The organism is Dyadobacter bucti (assembly GCF_005869225.1).
GTDB classification, from domain to species: domain Bacteria; phylum Bacteroidota; class Bacteroidia; order Cytophagales; family Spirosomataceae; genus Dyadobacter; species Dyadobacter bucti.
This window is the reverse complement of sequence record NZ_SWFP01000006.1, coordinates 259,105-279,095: the sequence shown is the minus strand read 5'-3', so window position 1 is coordinate 279,095 and position 19,991 is coordinate 259,105. Positions and strand designations below refer to the sequence as shown.

Below are 19,991 nucleotides of genomic sequence, written 5' to 3'. Positions count from 1 at the left end.
GTTACTTACTTCATTTGAAAAATATTCTAATTTATTTGGAATAATTAGCATGCTTCTAATCATGACGTAAATATTAGGCGGCTGACTATCCATTCTGAATGAATGATCATAACTTTGAATTTTTAAACCGAACCACACGTCTTTACGAACTACCAAATCTTTTATGAAAATATTGATCACCGGAGGAGCCGGTTTTGTCGGGTCTGCCCTCGCGATATCTTTAAAAACCAATTATCCTGATTATCAAGTTTTTGCGCTAGACAACTTGAAAAGACGCGGGTCAGAACTGAATTTGAGCAGACTGAAACAGCATGGTGTCGAGTTTGTTCATGGTGATATCCGCAATAAAGAGGATTTTGATGTTATACCTGCCGTAGATACGGTCATCGAAGCATCTGCCGAACCTTCGGTTTTAGCGGGCCTGGACGGTACGCCCGACTATCTGATCAACACAAATCTTGTGGGGACTGTGAATTGCCTTAATTATGCGCTAAAACATAAAGCGGCCTTTATTTTCCTGTCGACAAGTCGGGTTTATCCGATAAAAACCATTGAGACTTTAAACTTTACAGAGGAAGAAACTCGGTTTGCACTTTCTGATGACCAGCCGGTTGCAGGTGTTTCTTCTAAGGGTATTTCAGAGGATTTTCCGCTGAACGGGGCCCGTTCTTTATATGGCACCACCAAGCTGGCTTCCGAGCTGATCATTCAGGAATACAACGAATTTTATAATCTCCGTACTGTAATTAATCGCTGCGGCGTGATCACCGGCCCGTGGCAAATGGGGAAAGTGGACCAGGGTGTGATGGTGCTCTGGATCGCGAAACATTATTTTGAACAGCAACTGGGCTATTTTGGCTATGGCGGTACAGGGAAACAAATCCGTGATATGCTGCATGTTGCCGATTTGTACCGGCTGATCGACTGGCAGCTACATAACCTCGATCAAGTGAACGGGGAAATCCTGAACGCCGGCGGCGGATTACAAAGCAGCGCATCGCTGCAGGAGCTCACCAAAATCTGCCAGGAAGTAACGGGTAAGACCATTCCTATTAAAGTTGTCCCGGAAACACGGACTGCCGATATACGTCTCTACGTCACAGATAATACAAAAGTAACTGCAATGACTGGCTGGAAACCTGAGATCGGCATCCGGCAGATTGTTGAAGACATCACTGCCTGGCTGGCCGAAAACGAAAAAGACCTGGCCCCGATATTAAAATGATTTGTCAGTCGGGATAAAATACCATTCTATCATTAACATTGAGATTATGAAAATCATAGAATGTCCACGGGATGCCTGGCAGGGACATCATCCTTTTATCCCGACTGACAAAAAAATCGCCTACCTGAATCAGCTTCTCAAAGTTGGATTTGATACGATTGATTTTGGAAGTTTTGTATCTCCAAAGCTGATGCCGCAGGTAAGCGACACCGCCGAGATCGTCGAAAAGCTTGATATTTCGCAAACAGCTACAAAATTGCTGGCCATCGTCGCAAATGAACGCGGCGCCCGGGAAGCCTGCCAATTCACACCAATCAGTTATATCGGGTATCCGTTTTCCATCTCGGAAACTTTCCAGCTCCGAAATACGAACGCCACTATCGAAGCTTCTTTTGAAAATGTAAGCCGTATTGCTGAGCTATGCCCAAAGTATAGTAAAGAAGTAGTGATTTACATTTCTATGGGTTTTGGCAACCCGTACGGAGATACATGGAGCCCGGAAATCGTACTGCATTGGATTGAAAAGCTCTCCGGACTGGGTATTGCTACATTTTCCCTGGCAGATACGGTCGGGTTGGCGCATAACGAGGATATCCATTCGCTGTTTTCTCAACTGATCCCTGCTTTTCCTGAATTGGAATTCGGCGCCCATTTTCATACTATTCCTCAAACCTGGGAACAGAAAATAAAAACGGCTTATAATGCAGGTTGCAGAAGGTTTGACGGGGCATTGCTTGGATACGGAGGTTGCCCGATGGCCCAAAATGACCTTGTAGGTAACATGCCGACAGAAAGACTTGTGGAATTTTCTCAGAAGAACGAACGGCAAATAGCCATTAATCTGAAAGAGCTGGAAGTGGCAAGACAAATGTTCTTACAACTGATAACAGAGTAGGTAAATTTAAGAAGGCACCGGAAGAACCGAGTGCCTTTTTAAACAAATTAAGCAAATTTCCTTTTTACTATAGCCAGTAAGGCCGTTACTGCCTCACCATTAACGTCCCAGGCGTATTTTGACGCGTAGCGGTGCCAAATAAGGTTCTGTGCTTCTTCAAAGCTCTTTACGGCATCGAGCTCATATATGGCCTTTTCAAAATGGTCACTGCTTTTATTGAATAGTTGGTTGACAAACATAAAGCGCTGGCCCAACGGAATGGAACCTGCGATGCTCTCTACTTTCACCGGAACATTTGCATAAGTGTTCTCTTCGGTTGATTTTGGGATATTAACCTTGAACCTGTTGTTCAACGACTGACTCTCAGGTGTAGCGGTTTTACTGACAATTTCACTTAAAACAGCAGTTCCCGATTCCGCCCGGACCGGCGCAGCAGCCTTCGGTTTCACGGTGTCAAGTTCATTCAGGGCCGAATCGAAAAAAGATTTGGACTCATTTTTTGCCACAACAGGTTCATTTTTTACGGTGTCTGTCTGGACAAGCTCTTTAAGATTTATCGGAAATACATCGGAAAACTGGGCAACATATTGTTCAGTATCATCAATCAGGTTCTTATCGTTTTTGATGTCGTACAGCCAACTTATTGCCTGAGTAAGGTATATGGAATCGGAACCGTTATCGGAGAATTTGCTCAGCAGGGCCTGTGCTATTCCCCGGTGAATACGTGTATATTTTACAAGCTGCTCTGCCTTTGCAAGTGTGAACTCATTTTCTTCCGTTTCCCTGATTTTCTCCTCAAAATAGCTTTCAGGGGATAATAGCAATTTGAGCGCATCTTTTACCGAAGTCAATAGCAACGGTTCCAGATCGCTGCGTTTGATCGCAATATACTGCGATGTCGTATTCATGAAATCTTCCAATGCTTTTTTGACTTCCTCATTGGTAAAATCAAAATAGGGACTGCGAAATTTCTCAGCTGTACTTTTCCAGTCTTCGAAGAGGTGATTGAGTATTCCCAGGTTGACTTGTTTGACCGGAGTTAATTGCAATAATCCGGCACCGGAGATGATATCCTGCGACCGGTACACATCGTTGAGAACAGTTGTCGCGAATCTGGCGGCGTATTGATTAAGAGCATTTGAATTCAAATTATCCGGCATAACGAATAAGAGCTTTTTATAACGGTCGTGTTTAACAAAAATATGTTTGATTTGTAAATATAAACAAATTGGCTGTTCAGTGGGTCAGATTAGATTCAAACATGTTCATAGAACCATATCATAGGAAAGAAAACCAAAACCACCGTACTGGATGGATCGAAGTGATCTGCGGATCCATGTTCTCGGGCAAAACCGAAGAACTGATCAGGCGTATCAACCGTGCCAAAATAGCCAGACAGAAAATCCAGATTTTCAAACCTGCTCTCGATAAACGATACCACGAAGAGAACATTGTTTCTCACAATGACAATTCGATACGCTCTATTCCGGTAAAATCCGCTCTTGAAATAATTGACCTTTCGGGTAATTGCGAGGTGGTAGGCCTTGACGAGGCGCAGTTCTTTGACGAGTCGGTGGTGGGAGTTTGCGATACGCTGGCCAACACGGGTAAACGCGTGATAGTAGCCGGCCTGGACATGGATTATCTTGGCAAACCGTTCGGCTGCATGCCCCAGTTGATGGCGATAGCGGAGTACGTTACCAAAGTCCATGCGATCTGTATGGTCTGTGGTGAAGTCGCCTCTCATTCCTACCGCCTCTCTACGTCGAATGAAAAAGTATTACTGGGAGAAACGGATCTGTATGAAGCCAGGTGCAGGCGCTGTTTCAATCTGGGTGAAACTGCCTATAATGACCAAGCTTTTTAATCGACAAACATTGTGACAGTATGAAAGTTAAAGCCTTACTGCGGATTTCGGTTGGTTTTAATATTCTGTTAATTGGCATATTTATAACCCTGACTTTTATTTATCGTGATAAAATACTGCAACGGTTTGTCGCTATGAAAGGAAATCCGGCCATTATTATGTATGGAAATTCTATAACTGCCCAGGGAAAATGGGTGGAGCTGCTGGGAAGGACCGATGTGATGAATAACGGGCTCCCGGGCCAGACAACCTATCATTTTCGTCAGTTGATAAAAACCCATGTGATCAACCTGCATCCGAAAATCTGTTTTATAAAAGGCGGGATCAATGATATAACTGTGGGCGTTTCGTCGGAACGGATTCAGGAAAATTATAAAGCTATCCTGGAAGCAATACAAAAGAACCATATCATCCCGGTTGTCACACTTACGACCTACGAAAGGAATGATCCTTACAGCAAAAAGGAAGTTGATAAATTAAATGGATTTCTGATCGGGTACTGTACGGAAAAGGACATCATTTACATTGACCTCAATCCTTTTATTTCAGATTCGACGGGTTTAAAAGCTGAATTTGCTGTTGATAAAACACATCTTAATTCTAAAGCCTACAAGATATGGGCGCGGGAAATCCGAAAGGTTTTAGATCAGAAGGGCATTTGAGCCAGGATTTTGAATGCAGATTACAAATAAAAATGGCTGACGCTCTTTTCGAACATCAGCCATTTTATATTGATTCAGTAGCGGCTAGGCACTAACCTGGTTCATTACTTCTGTTTGTTTACGGATAGATTCCATGTGAACAAGCTTGAAGAGTTCATCCACAAGATTCGGGTATAGATTCAGGCTTTTACCCCATCCTGCACGCGTTTCCAATACTTCACGGAAACGATCTACCTGATATGCCGCAACGTTATTGTCGCGTTTGTACTCAGCCAGTTTCTCAACCAACGACATACGTGCTGCAAGCGTTTCGAGCAATTCGCGGTCAAGGTGATCGATTTTCCCACGAACAACTTCCAATTGAGACTGGTAGTCACTACCGTAAGATTCCTTACGAACGTGCAAATCATGCAACATTTGGCCTAACGCAGCAGGAGTTAGCTGCTGAGAAGCATCAGACCATGCTTTATCCGGATCACGGTGTGATTCGATGATCAGACCGTCATAGTTCAAATCCAGTGCACGTTGTGCCAACTCATATAGATATGCTCTCTTTCCTGCCATGTGGCTAGGATCACCGATCACCGGCAACTCAGGAAGAAGCGTTTTCAATTCGATCGCAATGTTCCACATCGGGGAATTACGGAACTTTGTTTCCTGAGCGTTTGAAAACCCGCGGTGGATTGCACCCAGTTTTTTCACACCCGCCTGGTTAAGACGCTCCAAAGCTCCGATCCACAATTGCAGATCAGGATTTACAGGATTTTTTACAAGAACAGGTACATCAATACCTTTCAAAGCATCAGCAAGTTCCTGAACGTTGAAAGGGTTCACAGTGGTACGCGCGCCTATCCATAGGATATCCACGCCATATTTCAATGCCAGTTCAATGTGCTGAGGGTTAGCCACCTCAACTGCGACAGGCATTCCTGTTTCTTTTTTAACAGCTTGTAACCATGGCAAAGCGGCCTCTCCCATCCCTTCAAAACTTCCTGGACGTGTCCTTGGCTTCCAAATTCCCGCACGGATTACATGCGCAAATCCTTCTTCTTTGATCTGGGTTGCGGTTTCTAACATTTGTTCCTCGGTCTCTGCGCTGCAAGGCCCGGCGATTACCAAAGGCTTACCTTCGGTATTGATCCAACTGCTTAACGGAAGGATATCTAAAGAAGCATTCATATTCAAAAACTTGTCCTTAATAAAAAATAGATAACTGTAATATTTTGACCTGGTATTATGCGTATTTCTTGGATTGACGTACATTTGATTCTTATAAGTCAATCATCTTCTTAATGCTTGTTACTTTCCTATTGTGAGATCACGCCAAATTATCCAACGTTCACTCAGGAAAACAGTCAATAAAAATGGAATATCCCTCACCAAAAAACCAAATACCTGTATTTTTTGAAGACACTTCCGTAGCTTTTGCCTCTAAATCGGATACAAAACTTCGGAAAACATACTGGTTATTTAGCCTTATGAATCAGGCTCGAGTGGTAAATTTAGGCACTTTTTTTATAAAGCTTGCACTAAAACTCAACTTACCTATAAAAAATCTGATTCGGGTGACCATTTTTGAACAATTCTGTGGAGGTGAGACGATTAACGGCTGTGATCCCACTATTAAGATGCTGGGCAAATCAGGTATTGGGACGATCCTGGATTATTCGGTGGAGGGCGAAGACAAAGAAACGAGCTTTGAAGCAACTGCCGCGGAGATTTTAAAAACAATCGACAAAGCAGCCACTTCAGAAACCATTCCTTTTTCTGTTTTCAAGATTACCGGCGTAGGCTCTTCTGAACTTCTGGAAAAGATACAACGCAATGCAGTTTTATCGGAAGAAGAGAAAATATCCTACGCGCTTCTGAAACAACGGGTGGAAAAACTATGTCTCAGAGCTCACGAAAAAAATGTGAGAATCTTTATTGATGCAGAGGAAAGCTGGATCCAGGGAGTTATTGATGATATAGCTTATGAAATGATGCAGCGGTTTAACAAGGACAAGGCGATCGTTTACAATACATATCAGCTTTACAGGCACGAAACACTGGAGGCGCTTAAAAGTGCTTATTTGTCGGCAAGGCAGCGTGGTTACATTCTGGGAGGGAAACTGGTACGTGGAGCATATATGGAAAAAGAAAGGCTGCGTGCCAGGGAAAACGAATATTTCAATCCAATACATATATCCAAGGAAGCAACGGACACAGATTACAATCTCGCTATCGACTTCTGCCTTGATCACATCGAGCACGTCTCTATTTGTCTTGGCACGCACAATGAATACAGCTCACAGTACTGCGCTTTGAAAATGAAAAAATCGCAGATCGCGACGGACGACGACAGGATCTGGTTTGCCCAGCTCCTTGGAATGAGTGACAATATAACTTACAACCTCGCCAAAGCCGGCTACAATGTGGCCAAGTATGTACCATATGGGCCTATAGACGCCGTACTGCCTTATCTAATTCGCCGCGCCGAAGAAAATACATCCATTGCGGGCCAAAGCAGCAGAGAGTTTTTGCTTGTCAAAAATGAATTGAAGAGAAGAGGAATCGGTTCTTTATAAGTTAGTTGTTACTTTCGCATTCTAAAAATCGTCAATTGTTGTAAAATCGGAATGAACAAATCCAGAAATCCAGCTGCATATTTATTTTTCAGTCTACTGCTTATTTTTATTGACCAGGCATCTAAGCTATTGGTTCATAAATACATGGAACCAGGCTTTTCGGGTCAGATACCATTAATCGGAAACTGGCTAAAACTTCACTATGTACTTAATCCCGGTATGGCGTTCGGGATGCAGCTTGGCCATGAATATGGCAAACTTTTTCTGACTTTGTTTAGGCTCGTTGCAATGGTCGCAATCGGCTGGTACCTGATCCACCTTGCAAAAACTGGTGCGTCCAAAGGGTTACTCTGGGCATTGGCGATGATCCTGGCAGGTGCCGTAGGAAATGTAATAGACAGTACTTTTTACGGAGTTTTACTACACAACGCCCCATATGGCTCGCCCACACCCTGGTTCCATGGACAAGTAATTGACATGATTTTCGTGGATTTCTGGGAAGGCTTTATCCCTGATTGGGTTCCGGTGTGGGGAGGGCAGTACTACTCTACTCCTATATTTAACATTGCCGATTCCTGCATTTTCATTGGTGTTTGCAGTATTCTGATATTTCAGGGGAGCTTCCACTCCAATGTACATCATGACGAGGTCAACCCTGAAGAACATACGGAAGCTTCACCCGAAAATCAAGGTGATATCCAAGTCAACAAGGACATGGAGGACAACACTTCCGAGGTTCCGTCTACTGAAAATGAGGAGGATGAAAACAGAAAAGAGAGCATATAAGTCTCTTTTCTGTTGAATATATTTTTTCGTTGATCTAGTTCTCGTCCTTTGTAAGAGGAACAAAGTCTTTGAAAGCCTTTTTCAATGCCACGTCAGTGGCTTCTTTTTTGTTCTCCCAGTTCGCATCCAATTCCAGTGCAACCAGCCCGCTTAAATTCATCAGCGCTTTAAATTCATCAAGTTTACGAATAAAATCCGGTTGTCTTCTGGCCGACTTTTGCCCGTACTCTCTTGCAAAAACATCTCCTTTGTTCTGCAGCTCATTCTTTTTCTGCATTACATAGTTGAACCTGTCCAGCAAACCGTTTACGGATTTCCCGATCACCTCCGTGGCTTCCAGGGTGCCAACGGTAGCAACCGTCGTGCCGCCGATTGTAGTGATATACCCGCGCGTATCCTGATTGGTCTTTGCTATGACGGGCGCCAGACCGGTAGTCGCACCTAGAGATGCATTAAGAAGCGATCGGCCTCTCTTCCCTTTTTTTGCACGAGAATATGCCCTTTTCAATTCAGTTTCTTTCTCTCTCATTTGTTCCAGAAGGCCCCAGGCGTTTACCAATGCACTTCTGTATAAGCCGTAGACATAGGTATCGCGCAAACTTTCATCTATTGTGTTTTTAATCACAAAACGAACGGTCTTCTCCTTCTTGTTCTGCGCTTTGTCCATCACATAAAAAGTGACATTAAATGCAAGCGTATCAAATGGGTCTTTTACAAATTCATACCCGGGTTCCCAGATGAACTCATAATTGGTAGGTGCATTTTTGATCAAGGCATCCTTGGGCACTTTTTTATTATCAGATATAAAATTGAAAGTAGTAATATCTTCTTCACCATTCGGATCTGACAGAGAGAATCTGATGTTGATACGGTTATTCTCGGCACTTCTGATCACACTGTTCTGGGGAACCATTGTAAAATCCGGAGCAAGGTCCATCTGTGTGATGTTCAATTTCAGGCGGCCTTTGGTACGCTCCTTGGACGGCTGATCCTCTACATAAAATTCGACATATTTGGGACCTTCCTTCAAAATGCTGAATTGCTTGCTCGATGGCTCCCAGATTACCTCACCGGCTGCCGTAAATTTCATCCCCTCAGGCATATCTTCCAAAACAGGGACAAAGACAACAGGATCCCCGTCAGGGTCCCGTACCGCATTCATATCGATCTGATACGTGTTCTGGGTTTTATATTGTACGTAAAATGGTTTCAGTTCGTCAACCTGCGGAGGCCTATTTACATGCTGTACCTTAAAAACAACCTCCCGGGACGCACTTTCTCCCGAAATAGTATGCGCTTCAAAGACTACTGATAGGGATTTAGTAGTATTGATACGATCTGCGATATCATAACTCGGTGTCCAGACAAAATGGCCAAGCGAGTCGAATTTCATCTCCTTTACAGCACCACTAGTTATTTCATATCTTACGGAATCACTTTTGCCTCCCTTGGTCTGCAAATGAAAGTTAATTTCCTTGCCTTCCTCCAGAACATTCCAGTCAGGTTCGTTTGGAAAAATAATTTGCATTGGTCCCGTGGCAGTACTCTTCATATTATCCTGCCCCTGTACCTTTTGAACTATAACTATGGCTGTCAGAAGAATCAGTATTTTATGAATGTTTTTCATAATCATAATAACAAAAATATAATTAATTCCATGGGTTTAAGAACACTTCAACTTTAACGCAAAACTAATAAATACTATATAGAAAGCGCTGTCAATAATTACAAAAATCAAATCAACCTAAAACGCTCAAAGTCGAACATATTCGCGTTTGTACTTTTTCAATATTACAGTTTCCCATCCTGTCCATCCCCATTTACGCCTTGGTAATTGTCATATTAATCCATTAAATACAAATACCGGAGAGTAGTCATATAAAGACTTCTCTCCGGTATTTTAAGTTCAATTATTACTACGTTATTTTTTCTTTGGCGTAGTAGCAGGTGTCGTTGCAGGAGCGGTCGCTGGTTTTGCCGGTGTAGTTGCGGCAGGAGCAGCAGCATCAACCTTGTCAGGATCAACTCCGAGTTTTTTGAGAATCAGATTTGTAGCATTGTCTTCTTCAGAAGCAGCAAACAAAATAATAGGAGTTGAGCCAGGGCCGGCGTCCATGTTCAGAATAAAACGAAACCCGCTCTCTTTACCTACTTCCTGGATAGCATTATTCACCTTGGTAAGGATCGGCTCCAGTAATTGCTGTTGTTTAGTTTGCAGAGATGTCTGAGCGTTGGTTTGCATTTCCTGCACTCTAGTCTGCAGGTTTTGCAATTCCTTCTCTTTATCAGCACGTATTACATCAGTCATATTGGCGCCATTTTTTTGGTAAGCCTCATATTTTTCCTGAAATTCCTTATAAGTCTCTCCAATCGCTTTATCCAGCTGAGCCTTTGTAACTTCAAGCTGGTTCTGCATCACTTTACTTTCAGGCAATTTACCGATGACATAATCAACATTGGTATATCCTATTTTGGCGCTTGCAGGGGTAGTTTGAGCTAACAGGGGAGGGGTAGTGATTATGGCCATTACGACCAAAAAAGCTATCAATTTTTGTTTCATTGCTTGTTACTTATTTAGTTTACTAGTTGTACTTTTTTGTTTTGGTGAGTTCCCTGCGGGTATTTGTGCCGGTTGTTCAGCTTTTCCTACTTTTTCAGTAGACAAAGCTTTAAGTGTTTTAGGATCAATTCCCAGCTCCTCCATAACGTAGTCGGAATAGTCGTGCTTGGGATTGGTATAAAGCATTCCGATATCGCTGGATTTATCAAACATAAAATCGAGACGACGCTGGGCGCAAACTTTAGTAACTGCTCTCTGAACCTTCTCCATCACGGGTTTCATCAGCTCTTTTTTCTTTTGAAAGAGCAACCCTTCCATACCAAAGATCTTACTGTTATACTCTCCGGCTTCAAGCTCCTTCTCCTTTATTTCGCTTTGTCTCTTTCGCTTAAGATCTTCGGTAAGTAAAATTTCCTCAGCCATGTAAGCCCGCTGCATCCGGTCGATCTCGGCAAATTTATCCCTTATTTCACTAGCCCATTTGTCCGAAAACTTCTTCATCTCGGTTTGGGCAAGCTGGTATTCAGGCATTTTACTTGTAATGAATTCCATATCGGTGTACCCGATCTTCTGGGCCCATCCAGTTGATCCCCATAGAATTGACAAAACTAGTAAAATTAAAAACTTCTTCATGCCATGATCCTAATAATTTGCAAATTTCTAACGAAACTCCGTTTGGAATATTATCTTATCTGCTGACCAATCGTAAAGTGGAACTGCGGGCCACTTTTCTGTCCTTGTATTTTATCAAACCCATATCCCCAGTCAATACCCAAAAGTCCGAAGGCCGGCATAAAAATACGTGCACCGACACCGGCAGACCGTTTCAAGTCAAAAGGATTAAATTCTTTGTAGGTGCCCCAGTTGTTGCCGCCTTCCGCAAACCCGAGAACAAAAATTGTCGCCTGTGGATTTAACGAAACGGGATAACGAAGCTCCATTACATATTTGTTATACACAATCCCGCCGCCGGATGCAGGATAACCGTTTTGCGCCAGAGGCCCAACTTTCTGATCCTGGTATCCGCGAAGACCGATAATATCCTGGTCAGCAAGGGAGAAGGACCCCTGACCTGCCAAACCTGATCCACCGACAATAAATCGCCCGAATGGGCTATATCCTACTTTGCTACCATAGGCTCCCAAGAAACCCATGTGCGTACGGGCACTTAAAACCAGCTTACCGGTAATCGTAGCATAGTAGCTTGCGTCAAACATCCATTTATGATACTCAACCCAGCGATATGTATCGGTTTTGTCAGTAAATTCCTTATTTCTCAAAAGCGAATAAGGAGGTGTAAATGTAGCGCTCAGCGAGATGTTGTTACCGCTTCTTGGAAATTGGAAATCACTCAGCGTATTTCTCGAAATCGTCGTGTTGAAAGAAATGTTATTGGATATCCCGCTGCTGTAACCTATGCGGAAAATATCGAGACTGTCCAAACGGTATCTTTGATAAGACAAAGAATGCGTCATTACAAGGTTACGGTCCGGTTCTTTCAGACGGCGTCCGAGAGATACGGTAATACCGTTATTAAAATACCCCCCCCGATAGTTTATTGATCTACCATTTGTTCCATTGTTGAACCCATAAATCGAACTATAATCTGTCATACGGTAAACCGTTCTCTGGAGAGAGACCCCGAAATTAATCGGTTTTTTTCCACCCAGCCAGGGCTCGCTGAATGACATCGAATATGTCTGGTATTGCTTACCATTCGCCTGAAAGCGCAACGAAAGCTTTTGCCCGTCGCCTGAAGGAAGTGGTCTCCAGGTTTCACGGTTTGGAATATTTTTTAAAGAAAAGTTATTGAAAACCAAACCCAGGGTTCCAACGAAACCGATATAACCTCCCCATCCACCGGATAACTCGATCTGATCGGACGGTTTTTCTTCTACTGTATATTCGATATCCACAGTTCCATCCGCCTGGTTAGGGATCGGATTGATCTGAATTTTTTCAGGGTCAAAATATCCCATTTGAGATAGCTGGCGCTGAGTGTTGATGATCTCAGTCTTACTGAACTTCTGCCCCGGCAACGTAAATAATTCCCTGAGCACAACCCGGTCGCTGGTTTTTGTATTGCCGTTCAGCAGGATGCGATTGATGGTTGCTTGTTTTCCCTCAAACATCCGCATTTCTATATCGATTGAATCGCCTTCTACTGCTTTTTCCGTTTGTTCTACTCTGAAATACAGATAACCGTCATCCATATAAATGGAACTGATGTCTCCGCCCGGTATTCCGTTAATTTTCTTTTCAAGCTCCTCAGGATTATAAACATCGCCCTTTTTAATTCCCAAACGATCCCCGAGGTACTTTGAATTATACAGGTAATTACCAGTCCATGAAATATCGCGATAGTAATATTTTACCCCCTCATCGATTCTCATGTCAATACTAATGGTTTCACCACCATTTTTGATCGTATCGAATTCAATTGTAGCATCCCGATAACCATTTTTCCGGTAGTAGGCTATCAGCTTTTCTTTATCCTCATCGTATTTTTTCGGAATGTATTTTGAAGGATTAAACAGCCTGCCAAGCATTTTCTGCTTGGTTCCCTTCATTTTACGCTTGAGGATTTTATCACTTATAGCCGTGTTGCCCTCAATATTGATGTTCTGAATTTTAACTTTTTTACCTTTTGTAATCGTAAAATTCAATGTAGCCTGGCCACGGGTGGAATCCGGAATTTGCAACACTTTTACTTTTGTGTTAAAAAATCCTTTATCCATGTAATATTTTTTGATGACCAGCTGGGTATTTTTAATTACCGTAGGCGTAATCACGCGCCCTTTGATCAGTTTTACTTTGTCATTAAGCGTTTCTCTTTCGCCTTTGCGGATACCTGAGAAAGAAACTTTATAGAGCCTTGGTCGTTCTTTAATATGGATGTTGAGCCAGATTTTATCGTCCTGCACTTTTGTGGCCAATATTTCGACATCATCTAAAGTACCAAAATCCATCATTCTCTTGATGGATGACGTCACGGCCGGTCCCGGCACGCGGATTTTATCACCAGGCTTCAATCCGGAAATAGAAATCATTGAATTGGGATCCAGAAACTGTGTGCCCGAAACAGTTACTTCGGCAATAGTATATTCCTTAGGATCAGCAGGATTAATTCCCATGTTTGCAGTGGGAGCGGCAGGTTTCGCGGCTGCGCCTCCCAACCCAACGCGCTGTGCATTTGCGGCGGAAAACCCACAAATCAACACGATTATCAAAATCCCTTTAAGATGTGCTAATGATTTAATCAAATTTTTCACAAGGTTCATATTGTTCTACTTAGCACTATTCGCTTTTATTTGTTCACCTGTTTTGCCAAAACGACGTTCTCTGTTTTGGTAGGCCATGATAGCTTCATATAAATGTTCCCTTCGGAAATCAGGCCAGAAAAGATCCTCATAAAAATACAGCTCCGCATAGGCAAGCTGCCATAAAAGGAAGTTGCTGATTCTGTGGTCACCGCCTGTCCGAAGCATAAGGTCTACTTCCGGGCGGTCTTTCGTTGAAAGTGATGCCGCCATCAACTCCTCATTGATTTCTCCGGGAGCCAGCACTCCTTTCTGAACCTCTTCAGCAAGTTTTTTTGTAGCCTGGACAATATCCCATTTCCCGCTGTAACCCAACGCAAGGATCAGATTGAGGCCAGTATTGTGTTTTGTCTCTTCAATGGCCTCCGCCAATTGCCGCTGGCATCTGCCAGGCAAGCTATTGATATCACCAATGGTGTCCAGCCGGACATTATTTTTGAGCATCGTCGGTAGTTCATTCCGGATAGATTGCACCAGTAATTCCATTAATGCCCTGACCTCGAATTCCGGACGTGCCCAATTCTCTGTGGAAAATGCATATAGCGTCAGAAATGAAACACCCAGTTCAGCGCACCCCTCCGTTACTTCTCTTACGGCCTGTATCGCATTACGATGGCCGAATATCCTTGCCGCTCCCTGGTTTTGAGCCCATCTTCCGTTACCGTCCATGATAACGGCTATGTGCTTTGGCAGATTGCCCGTATCAATGAGCTCCTTCATTATTCCTGATCCCTTTAACCTTTTTTAACAAAACAAATGAACAATAAATAAGGATCTTACCAATTCTGGTCGAATTTTTAATCACCTTGGTTTTTCAGGGAATCACTTTGTTGTTGACAGATACGCTGAATAAAGTCATTATGTGCCGAAAATATAGAAAAAATCAACTAAATAATTAACTTGAACAGCTGTAATATTACTGATAAACAGCATCTTAACCCTTCAAAATTGCAATGGGATTTTTAAATAGGGGCGCAATTTAGGAATAAGTATTGCGTCTTCAAAATCATTATTTCAGCGCTGCCAGGTCGTAACGCAATTAATTATCAAGAAGATGACGAATGACTTCGCCGTACGTGCTGCCGCTGGTAAGCTGGGATACTTTCCGATCGCGCATAAGGATGACGAACTTTCCGTTAAAATGCTTCTGGATTTCTTTGATGTGATGGGAATTGACAATCCCTGCCCGGCTGATGCGGAGGTAGTGCTGAGGAAGTTTTTCTTCCAGGGAAGTTAGGGTGTAATTGAGAAGATACTTGGAGCCGTCAAGGGTATTCAGAAAAACATATTTCTCTTCTGCCTCGAAATGGGTGATCTCCGTGAGCGGGATAAGCAGGATTCGATCTCCCGACTTTACCGACAAAGAGAATATTTCTTTTTTAGGTTTCATTTCTTCCAACAACCTCAGCAGGTTTTCGGAATAAGGATTGGTCATTCCAACACCGTTCGCGCCAGCCTTCGTGATGTTCCGGATTTTATCGATAGTCTTGATCAGCCGCTCATTTTCAACCGGTTTCAGCAGATAATCCACTGAATTTTCTTCGAAAGCACGGATGGCATACTGGTCGTATGCCGTCGAAAAAACCACGAGCGGCATTTTTGTTAATTTGGAAAGCATTTCAAAGCCATTCAAGAGTGGCATTTCAATATCCAGAAAAATAACATCCGGGCTAAATTTATCTATTTCAACCAATCCTTCCGCACCATTCCTTGCTTCCGAGACTATCAAAAAAACGTCCGGGTGCTTTTCCAATAGCCTGCGCAGCCTGCTTAACGCAAGAGGTTCATCATCTATCAGTATCGTTCTAAGAGGAAATTGCATGTTAATTTATGAATGTTGATCAATTACTGACCTATGAATGGCTATGTTTACGGATTTATGCGGCTGGTTATGCAGCTCCAATTTCGCATTTTCATTGTAAAGCAATTTCAGTTTATCCTGAACGCTCCTGATGCCGTAACCTGCTCCCATTGTTTCGGGGAATGCAGGACCGTTATCATGAACGCAAAGGTGCAGCCAGTTATCTTCTTCGTAAATCCGTACCACGATCAGTCCCTGTTCTGCCATTCTTGATATACCATGCTTTATCGCATTTTCGACAATGGGCTGCAAAATGAACTTAGGAACCTGAAACTCGTTAAAGGAAGTATCCATCACTTCAACCGTAAATTTCAATCTATCTCCGAATCTTACTTTCTCAACCTGGAGGTATGTCTGTACCATTTCCAGTTCGTTCGCAACTGAGTCAAAATAATCGTTCGTCTTCCTGCCTGTAGTATATCTGAAAAGTTTGGAAAGCAACAAGGTCATTTCTTCAGCTTTGTCGGGATCTTCGTGGACCAGGCTGGCAATACTATTCAGTGCGTTGTATAAAAAATGCGGGTTGATCCTGGCCTGCAGCGCATCCAGTTCCGCACGCGTTTTCAGCTTTTCAAGGTTGAGCAGCTGATATTCCTGGTCTGATATCTTTCGGGAAATCTGTTTGCCTTCTTTGCTTAAATAATAAAACACGTTTGCAATGATAACTGGCCCGAACATGTACCAGTACCATGGGGCATTCTGGGCTGACTCGTTAGGATATAGCTTTCCATATCTTTCCACAATCATCTTGCCAGGCCCGTAGTAAATTGCTACGCTGATAGCATTGGCAATCAGAAAAACGACCGCGGACAAAAACAAATGACGCCACAACGGCCTCTTGAAAAGGAGCTCGAGCCAGGTAGACATACCCTGGGCAAGCAGAATCGTGACAATCCCGGATACTACATTCTGTAGCACGAGCAACTGATAAAGATTGCTTCTTATCGGCTCGTTCGTGTAGTAAATCTCGGCTGTAAAATATGCGATAGCGTTGATACCATATAAAATTGTCGCTCCGAGCAGAATGGATACGACAGTGCCGACCCAGCTTTGGTTCTGTATGATCCCGATCAGGCTGAAATCCTGCCAGTTGAAGGATCTTTCCTGTGAAGTAAAACTGAAGTTCGCCCCCTCCACTTTTGCCCCGGAAAGATCTACGTCCGACATACTGCTAAAACTCAGATCGGCATTTCTTAAGTCTGAATTTCTGAATGTAGTCCTGTCCAGAGCTGAAAACCTCAGCTTGGCGTGACGCAGGTTAGCGCCGTCAAAATTGATATCCTTAAGGCTTGAAAAGCTAAAATCTGCATTTTCGAGATCCATATTACTAAAATCCCGGCCGTCCAGAGAAGAAGCCGTCATACGTAAAGGTTTTGATCCTTTTTCTCCCATTTCTTTTTTGCAATCCATGATTTACTAATTGCTTTGCGAAAGCATCGACTCCGTTTCTATCTGCCCCCAGTCAGGATGAATGGTGCTTTCCGGTTTGAAGGTAGAAAATTTTTGTTTTGCTTTTTCAAGCAATGGTTGGGCCACTTTTTTACCCCCTCCATACTCCTCAGGCGTGAAAAACAGGTTGGATCCTTCCAGATAATATATCCTTGGATTTTCCGGATTTGCCGATTTTGCAGCTTCCAGATATTCAGTAAATTTAGGCCCGTCCGACTGCCAGCGGTTCATGGCATCCGCCGCAAGATGTATCTGCGACTGGTACGCCTGCATTACGAGCAATTCATCATTGGGCTTGCCAAGCAATGCTTCTGCATCTTTTATTAGTGCCCCAGCTTTATCCAGGTATTGATCCTTTTCCGTGAGATTCGCACCGTAATATCCGAGCAGCACATAACTGTAAGCAGCATAATATTTCGGAAGCCACTCTTTCGGCTCCGCCGCTGCAATACGTTCAAAACGGTTGGCAATATCCTGCAAAACCTTCACATCCGGTTTCTCTTTGTCCAGGCCTTTCAGCGCTCCAATACCCGAGGTCATGGCCTGGGAGTATTTTTCATTTTGGGCAAAAACCACAGTAACAGCAAAGATCAAAACAAGGGTGGTTAACAGCTTTTTCATATCCGATTCTGGTTTGAGTTGATTAAAATAGTTTTAGAAGTCGTCTTTTGACACTTTGGCCTTTTTCGAAAGCATGATCTGCATCCCTACAAAAAAGCTCCGGTAACTTTGCGGCCCCACGGCATATCGGCTTTTCCCATCGGGCGTATAGCGGTAGGTGAATACATTTTTGGTGTTCAATATGTTATCGACGGACGCATAGAAAATAACGAGGTTACCTTTTATAGCATGCAGTTTGCTGGCTTGTATGCTCACATTGTGCACGGCCGGCGTCTTGTCTTTTAAAAATTCGTCGTTGTTGGGATTGAAATACGGTCGCCCGCTGGTGAAGGCGTAGGTCATGCTCAGATTCGTCTTAATTTTTTCAAACCACTTTTTTGTGATCAGGCTGACATTGTGATTGGAAATAAAAGTTGGTGTAGCCTCCGTATCAAATTGCTGGAATAAGCGCTTGGAATCCACAAAACTGTAAGTCACCCAATAATCCAGGTTTTTTACGGTCTTCTGGTCCCTCCAGAAAAAGTCAAAACCTCTTGCATACCCTTTCCCGCCATTATTTGTAGTGCCCCATGGAAACCGGTAAGGATCTGCATCATAAGGCTGCCCGGTAAATTCCCTGACAAGCTGTGCGTAGTTTTTATAAAATGTCTCGATTCTGAAAGTCCGTTGATTTTTGATGATCTGAAAATTCAGGATAAGATGGTCGGCGCGCTCGTAATTCAGGTTTTTATTGAGATATAAATATCGGTAGTCTGGATTTTGGTAAAATTGTCCGGCAGCCAGGGAAAACTGGCTGAATCTTCCGCTTTTAAGGGCAAAGGATAACCTCGGCGCCCAGTTCAGCCGATTGATAACGGACGAATATTCACTCCGCATACCTATCCTTCCCGCCAGTTGCCGGGTGATATAAATTTCAGATTCAGCAAAGGCAGCGGCATATCGGTCTTTTAGTTTATAGGTAGTACCATCGACCCTGTTTTGCAGATTAATTGCGTGTGCTTCTCCGCCGAACAAAATGGTATTGTTTCCTGTCAGAAGCCGGGTCAGTACCACCCGGGCTTGCGTCCTTTCGTCAAAGCGGCCAAAATTCACCGCGTCGAAAGTCATATCATCCGTATTCCGGCTGTAAGAAAAACCGGAATTCAGGGACCATTTTCCATCCTTCCAGGAATCGGTCAAAGTACTGGTCATAAATGCATTCCGGTTCTTAAGATTAAGCCTCATCGTGCCGGCTTCAACTGATGGATCCTTTGTATTCATACTCAAATGACTATCGGAATACATACCATACACTTTCAGCACACCATTTTTTGATGTTTTCAACCGATAGGTCAATGATGATCCTTTGAATTCAGGTTCGTGAAGCCACTCTACATTCTGCTTTACCACTGCAAAAAGCGGTTTCAGATTTCCATAATAGGCGACTGCGGATACCGACTGATTTTTGAAAGCATAATCGTAATTAACACCGGCATTTGCCATGTTCAGGCTAATTCCCAGTCCATTATTATTCGCTTTGTCAGTTGTATTGAGAAGCAAAACCGAGGATAATGCCTGCCCGTATTGGGCAGAATATCCTCCGGTGCTGAATGAAGTGCCTTTGAACATAAATGGATTGAACCTACCCCGCTGCTGTACATCGGGCAGCGAACTAAAAAACGGATTCTGGACAATCATTCCATCGATTACCACCTTTGTCTCCTGCCCCGAGCCGCCTCTGACGAACAGTCCTTCCTGCTCCCCCACACGTTGCGCGCCGGGCAGAAACTGCATTGCACCGGTGATGTCAGCAGCGGCACCGGCGGTGGTCACAATATCGAGCGGTTTGAGCATAGCCATCCGTTTTTCATCGGAGGCCTCAAAAGCCCCGGCCGTGATCACTACCGTGTTCAGCTCGTTGGCAAGTTCGTCAAGCTTGAAAATGAGATTGGCAGTGTTCTCATTGATGCGGATTTTCTTTTCGCTAAGTTCAAAACCAACATAACTCGCAGAAATAGTGGCAGTATCTTTTTCAGAGGTTTTGAAACTGAACATACCTGCGGCATCTGTGGTGCTTCCATCATAGGTACCTTTCAGAAATACATTGGCGCCCACCAACGGATTCCCTTTTTTATCCGTAATCTTTCCGCCAATCATTTTTTGTGAAAAAGCCAGAGGGGAAACAAAAATCAACAGACA

17 protein-coding genes are annotated in these 19,991 nt (G+C 43.4%); 6 read left to right on the top strand and 11 right to left on the bottom strand.

The features are described from left to right. Positions 1-163: 163 nt before the first annotated feature. The gene (locus tag FBF61_RS20965; RefSeq protein ID WP_138480978.1) at positions 164-1,225 is read left to right on the top strand and encodes an NAD-dependent epimerase/dehydratase family protein; all 1,062 of its coding nucleotides are present in this window, start codon (positions 164-166) and stop codon (positions 1,223-1,225) included. A 46-nt stretch (positions 1,226-1,271) separates the two neighbouring features. Further along, positions 1,272-2,120 (top strand): hydroxymethylglutaryl-CoA lyase-like TIM-barrel protein, encoded by an 849-nt coding sequence (locus FBF61_RS20960; RefSeq protein ID WP_138480976.1) that lies wholly within the window; start codon positions 1,272-1,274, stop codon positions 2,118-2,120. 47 nt (positions 2,121-2,167) lie between these two features. Here the strand turns inward: FBF61_RS20960 and FBF61_RS20955 are convergent, their stop codons facing one another. Further along, a complete protein-coding gene (locus tag FBF61_RS20955; protein WP_138480974.1) occupies positions 2,168-3,280 on the bottom strand; it encodes a DUF8457 domain-containing protein in 1,113 nt (370 codons plus the stop codon). 101 nt (positions 3,281-3,381) lie between these two features. On the opposite strand from FBF61_RS20955, the gene FBF61_RS20950 reads away from it, so the two are divergent. Continuing rightward, a complete protein-coding gene (locus FBF61_RS20950) occupies positions 3,382-3,987 on the top strand; it encodes a thymidine kinase (RefSeq protein WP_138480972.1) in 606 nt (201 codons plus the stop codon). Between the two features lie 20 nt (positions 3,988-4,007). Further along, positions 4,008-4,649 (top strand): SGNH/GDSL hydrolase family protein, encoded by a 642-nt coding sequence (locus tag FBF61_RS20945; protein ID WP_138480970.1) that lies wholly within the window; start codon positions 4,008-4,010, stop codon positions 4,647-4,649. A gap of 84 nt (positions 4,650-4,733) precedes the next feature. Here FBF61_RS20945 and FBF61_RS20940 read toward each other — a convergent pair whose 3' ends face one another. Then, positions 4,734-5,828, bottom strand: a complete 1,095-nt coding sequence (locus FBF61_RS20940; protein WP_138480968.1) for a chorismate mutase — start codon at positions 5,826-5,828, stop codon at positions 4,734-4,736. Between the two features lie 185 nt (positions 5,829-6,013). Between FBF61_RS20940 and FBF61_RS20935 the strand changes: the two genes are divergently transcribed. Together FBF61_RS20935 and FBF61_RS20930 are read left to right on the top strand one after the other, a co-directional pair. Next, complete coding sequence (locus tag FBF61_RS20935) at positions 6,014-7,216, top strand: proline dehydrogenase family protein (RefSeq protein ID WP_138480966.1); 1,203 nt, start codon at positions 6,014-6,016, stop codon at positions 7,214-7,216. Between the two features lie 51 nt (positions 7,217-7,267). Next, positions 7,268-8,002 carry a lipoprotein signal peptidase gene (locus tag FBF61_RS20930; RefSeq protein WP_138480963.1) on the top strand — a complete coding sequence of 245 codons (735 nt, stop codon included), beginning with the start codon at positions 7,268-7,270 and terminating at the stop codon, positions 8,000-8,002. Positions 8,003-8,036: 34 nt separating this feature from the next. Here the strand turns inward: FBF61_RS20930 and FBF61_RS20925 are convergent, their stop codons facing one another. The 9 genes from FBF61_RS20925 to FBF61_RS20885 form a co-directional block, all read right to left on the bottom strand. Then, positions 8,037-9,635 (bottom strand): hypothetical protein, encoded by a 1,599-nt coding sequence (locus FBF61_RS20925; RefSeq protein WP_138480961.1) that lies wholly within the window; start codon positions 9,633-9,635, stop codon positions 8,037-8,039. 288 nt (positions 9,636-9,923) lie between these two features. Further along, positions 9,924-10,562 (bottom strand): OmpH/Skp family outer membrane protein, encoded by a 639-nt coding sequence (locus FBF61_RS20920; protein ID WP_138480959.1) that lies wholly within the window; start codon positions 10,560-10,562, stop codon positions 9,924-9,926. A 6-nt stretch (positions 10,563-10,568) separates the two neighbouring features. Further along, the gene (locus FBF61_RS20915) at positions 10,569-11,195 is read right to left on the bottom strand and encodes an OmpH/Skp family outer membrane protein (protein WP_138480957.1); all 627 of its coding nucleotides are present in this window, start codon (positions 11,193-11,195) and stop codon (positions 10,569-10,571) included. 50 nt (positions 11,196-11,245) lie between these two features. Next, the gene (gene bamA, locus FBF61_RS20910) at positions 11,246-13,843 is read right to left on the bottom strand and encodes an outer membrane protein assembly factor BamA (protein ID WP_138480955.1); all 2,598 of its coding nucleotides are present in this window, start codon (positions 13,841-13,843) and stop codon (positions 11,246-11,248) included. Positions 13,844-13,849: 6 nt separating this feature from the next. Then, a complete protein-coding gene (uppS, locus tag FBF61_RS20905; protein WP_138480953.1) occupies positions 13,850-14,602 on the bottom strand; it encodes an undecaprenyl pyrophosphate synthase in 753 nt (250 codons plus the stop codon). 319 nt (positions 14,603-14,921) lie between these two features. Beyond that, a complete protein-coding gene (locus FBF61_RS20900; RefSeq protein ID WP_138480951.1) occupies positions 14,922-15,704 on the bottom strand; it encodes a LytR/AlgR family response regulator transcription factor in 783 nt (260 codons plus the stop codon). Between the two features lie 6 nt (positions 15,705-15,710). Next, positions 15,711-17,153, bottom strand: a complete 1,443-nt coding sequence (locus FBF61_RS20895) for a histidine kinase (RefSeq protein WP_229215152.1) — start codon at positions 17,151-17,153, stop codon at positions 15,711-15,713. 6 nt (positions 17,154-17,159) lie between these two features. Continuing rightward, complete coding sequence (locus FBF61_RS20890; protein WP_138480949.1) at positions 17,160-17,813, bottom strand: MPN domain-containing protein; 654 nt, start codon at positions 17,811-17,813, stop codon at positions 17,160-17,162. Positions 17,814-17,846: 33 nt separating this feature from the next. After that, positions 17,847-19,949 (bottom strand): TonB-dependent receptor, encoded by a 2,103-nt coding sequence (locus FBF61_RS20885; RefSeq protein WP_310590282.1) that lies wholly within the window; start codon positions 19,947-19,949, stop codon positions 17,847-17,849. Between the last annotated feature and the right edge of the window lie 42 nt (positions 19,950-19,991).

What these genes read in the sequence shown, in the direction of transcription:
- FBF61_RS20965 (WP_138480978.1), top strand. Translation starts at nt 164, where the DNA reads ATGAAAATATTGATCACCGGAGGAGCCGGTTTTGTCGGGTCTGCCCTC.
- FBF61_RS20960 (WP_138480976.1), top strand. Translation starts at nt 1,272, where the DNA reads ATGAAAATCATAGAATGTCCACGGGATGCCTGGCAGGGACATCATCCT.
- FBF61_RS20955 (WP_138480974.1), bottom strand. Translation starts at nt 3,280, where the DNA reads ATGCCGGATAATTTGAATTCAAATGCTCTTAATCAATACGCCGCCAGA.
- FBF61_RS20950 (WP_138480972.1), top strand. Translation starts at nt 3,382, where the DNA reads ATGTTCATAGAACCATATCATAGGAAAGAAAACCAAAACCACCGTACT.
- FBF61_RS20945 (WP_138480970.1), top strand. Translation starts at nt 4,008, where the DNA reads ATGAAAGTTAAAGCCTTACTGCGGATTTCGGTTGGTTTTAATATTCTG.
- FBF61_RS20940 (WP_138480968.1), bottom strand. Translation starts at nt 5,828, where the DNA reads ATGAATGCTTCTTTAGATATCCTTCCGTTAAGCAGTTGGATCAATACC.
- FBF61_RS20935 (WP_138480966.1), top strand. Translation starts at nt 6,014, where the DNA reads ATGGAATATCCCTCACCAAAAAACCAAATACCTGTATTTTTTGAAGAC.
- FBF61_RS20930 (WP_138480963.1), top strand. Translation starts at nt 7,268, where the DNA reads ATGAACAAATCCAGAAATCCAGCTGCATATTTATTTTTCAGTCTACTG.
- FBF61_RS20925 (WP_138480961.1), bottom strand. Translation starts at nt 9,635, where the DNA reads ATGATTATGAAAAACATTCATAAAATACTGATTCTTCTGACAGCCATA.
- FBF61_RS20920 (WP_138480959.1), bottom strand. Translation starts at nt 10,562, where the DNA reads ATGAAACAAAAATTGATAGCTTTTTTGGTCGTAATGGCCATAATCACT.
- FBF61_RS20915 (WP_138480957.1), bottom strand. Translation starts at nt 11,195, where the DNA reads ATGAAGAAGTTTTTAATTTTACTAGTTTTGTCAATTCTATGGGGATCA.
- bamA (WP_138480955.1), bottom strand. Translation starts at nt 13,843, where the DNA reads ATGAACCTTGTGAAAAATTTGATTAAATCATTAGCACATCTTAAAGGG.
- uppS (WP_138480953.1), bottom strand. Translation starts at nt 14,602, where the DNA reads ATGAAGGAGCTCATTGATACGGGCAATCTGCCAAAGCACATAGCCGTT.
- FBF61_RS20900 (WP_138480951.1), bottom strand. Translation starts at nt 15,704, where the DNA reads ATGCAATTTCCTCTTAGAACGATACTGATAGATGATGAACCTCTTGCG.
- FBF61_RS20895 (WP_229215152.1), bottom strand. Translation starts at nt 17,153, where the DNA reads ATGGATTGCAAAAAAGAAATGGGAGAAAAAGGATCAAAACCTTTACGT.
- FBF61_RS20890 (WP_138480949.1), bottom strand. Translation starts at nt 17,813, where the DNA reads ATGAAAAAGCTGTTAACCACCCTTGTTTTGATCTTTGCTGTTACTGTG.
- FBF61_RS20885 (WP_310590282.1), bottom strand. Translation starts at nt 19,949, where the DNA reads ATGATTGGCGGAAAGATTACGGATAAAAAAGGGAATCCGTTGGTGGGC.